This is a genomic window from Prevotella sp. CAG:592, from assembly GCF_000436015.1.
GTDB classification, from domain to species: Bacteria; Bacteroidota; Bacteroidia; order Bacteroidales; family Bacteroidaceae; genus Prevotella; species Prevotella pectinovora.
This window is the reverse complement of the sequence record NZ_FR892488.1, coordinates 1-2,571: the sequence shown is the minus strand read 5'-3', so window position 1 is coordinate 2,571 and position 2,571 is coordinate 1. Positions and strand designations below refer to the sequence as shown.

Genomic DNA, 2,571 nt, shown 5'->3' with positions numbered 1-2,571 from the left:
GATATTAACATAGAAAGCGATTTGGGATTATAAGTCATACAACCTTCAATTGACCATATAAACGAATTGCCCAAGATGAACATTTGAGTTGTCATCTTGGGCAATTTGTTTATTATGGGGTTGTCTGATTTTACATCAAGTCACAGTTCCCGGCTTGCGTGCCACCGCCTTCACCTCTTGCAAGGTCTGGTCCTTGAAGATGGAATCCTGATAGGAGGAATCAGCAGGGGCGTTTCCTTCAGAATCATTATATGATAACAGAGACGCAACCTCTGTCTTATTGTTTTTTGCATAAGTCTCAGCACCAATAACCAACAAGGCACTGAGCAATATATATCTTGAATACATAAATATATCTCCTTTTATCCGAGACTTAAATCTTGGTTTCGGATGTTTGTTACTTTTTTTACCCTACTACCTTTAAGCGAAGCGCAATCGCAAAGAGTTGAGAACGACACTCACGCTTGAACATGCCATCAGGGCACTTGCCCACATCGGTGTAATCTGGAAATCGATGCCGAAGAGATGAAGGACACCTGCCGCCAGAGGGATGCAGATGAGATTGTAGATGAATGCCCAGAAGAGGTTCTGCCAAATCATGCCCACCGTCTTCCTGCTTAGTTTCACGGCATCAGGTATCGCCATCAGGTCATCGTCCATCAGTGTGACCTGTGCCACATCCATCGCCACATCCGTTCCCTTGCCTATCGCCATACTGACATCAGCAAGAGCCAATGCCTGGGTGTCGTTGATGCCGTCGCCTATCATCATCACATGCTTGCCCTCCGCTTGGAGTTTCTTGACCATGGCTTGCTTGTCGTCAGACTTCACCTTGCTCTGATAATGCTTGATGCCAGCCTTGTTTGCCCAATAGCGAGCCGCCTCTTCCCGGTCACCACTCATCATATACACCTCGATGCCTTCCTTTTCTAACAGTTTCATTGCCTCGGAAGCATGAGGCTTGAGGGTTTCGCGAGACTCAAGGTCATCCAATCCGTCTCCTTTCGTGAAGTCTACATTCTGGTTAGGAATGGTGAGCGTGCCAGTCTTGTCGATGACGAGGGCATCCACCTTACGGATATTTTCCAGGGCGGCGGCATCCTTGATGAGGATTTGCTTCTGTGCCGCCTTTCCTATTCCCACCATCAAGGCAGTAGGCGTTGCCAAACCCATGGCACAAGGACAGGCGATTACCAATACCGCCACGCCACTCATGATAGCCTGAGGCAGACAGGCATTGCCACCGATTATCCACCATGCCAAGAAAGTAATCAAGGCGATGCCTGCCACCACCGGCACAAATACCAATGCCGCCTTATCCACGATGCGCTGTACGGGAGCCTTGCTCCCCTGTGCCTCCTGCACCATTCTGATGATATGTGCCAGGGTGGTGTTCTCACCTATCTGTCTGGCTCTCATGCGGAGCTTGCCTTGGTTCGGGATCGTTCCTGACAATACCTCATCGCCCACCCGCTTTGCCACAGGGGTAGGTTCGCCTGTAATCATCGCCTCGTCCACGTATGCCGCATCAGCTGTCATAAAGCTCTCGGCTTGGGTTACCACGCCATCCACAGGAATCTTTTCCCCTGCACGCACCTCGATGACATCACCACGTTGGATAGTGGAGATTGGCACCTCCTCCAACTGCCCGTCGGCGACCAGTCGGGCGGTCTTCGGTTGCAAGCCTATCAACTGTTTGATGCTTGCCGCCGTGCCATCCTTCGCCTTCTCTTCCAGGCATCTTCCTGTCAGAACGAAGGTGATGATCATCACCGAGGCATCGAAGTAGACATGCCATTCGATGCCCCTTGCGCCCCATACCATTTCTCCGAAGAAGGTGTTGAAGGCACTGAAGAGAAAGGCGATGAGAGTGCTCAGAGCCACGAGAGAATCCATATTGGCGGTTCGATGCTTGAGTTGCTTCCACGCCGAGACATAGAACATCCGACCGCAATACAACATGTTCAAGAGGGCGAGAATCAAGGAAATCTGGTTGTTGAAAGCCGAGGCGTGGCTGTCCCTCATCATGCCATAGCCCATAGAGGCGGTGTTCTCTATACCGGTCGAAACCCAGTCCATGGAGAACGCCATCACGAGAATGGCGAAGAACCAGGACAGAAGGGTCTTGCGCTTCAAGAGAGTAAATTCGCGGCGATTAATTTCCTCAGCACTACGGTCTGCCTCGATGACGAGGTCGTAGCCTGCATTGGAAATCTCACGCTTCATATCTTCGAGGGTAATCTTCTCCGGGTCATAATCGACAAGGGCGGTGCGTCCTGCCAAGGAAACGGTGGCGGAATTTACGCCCTCAAGGGAGTTGAGCTTGCGCTCCACATTGGCAGCACACACTGAGCATGCCATGCCAATCACTGGTATTGTTTTCTTCATTGTCTTTTTTCTTATTTACCTATTATAATATATGTATGCGACCCTAAGTCATTACTGATAGGGTAGGCATACGACAATCTTGGTTGCAAAAGTCAAAATAATCTTTTGCAACCTATTTGCAAATATGGAAAAATCAAATAATCAGGGTGTTGAGGAGGGCAAGATAAGCCCTTGGAGGCGAAT

The 2,571-nt window shown here is 49.7% G+C and carries 1 protein-coding gene; it reads right to left on the bottom strand.

The annotated features are described in order from the left end of the window. Window positions 1–420: 420 nt before the first annotated feature. On the bottom strand, window positions 421–2,388 hold the full coding sequence (locus tag QVO99_RS00595; RefSeq protein WP_022315643.1) for a heavy metal translocating P-type ATPase: 1,968 nt from the start codon (window positions 2,386–2,388) through the stop codon (window positions 421–423). Window positions 2,389–2,571: the final 183 nt, after the last annotated feature.

Bases quoted from the DNA above. Each gene is read 5' to 3' on its own strand.
- QVO99_RS00595 (WP_022315643.1), bottom strand. From the start codon at position 2,388: ATGAAGAAAACAATACCAGTGATTGGCATGGCATGCTCAGTGTGTGCT.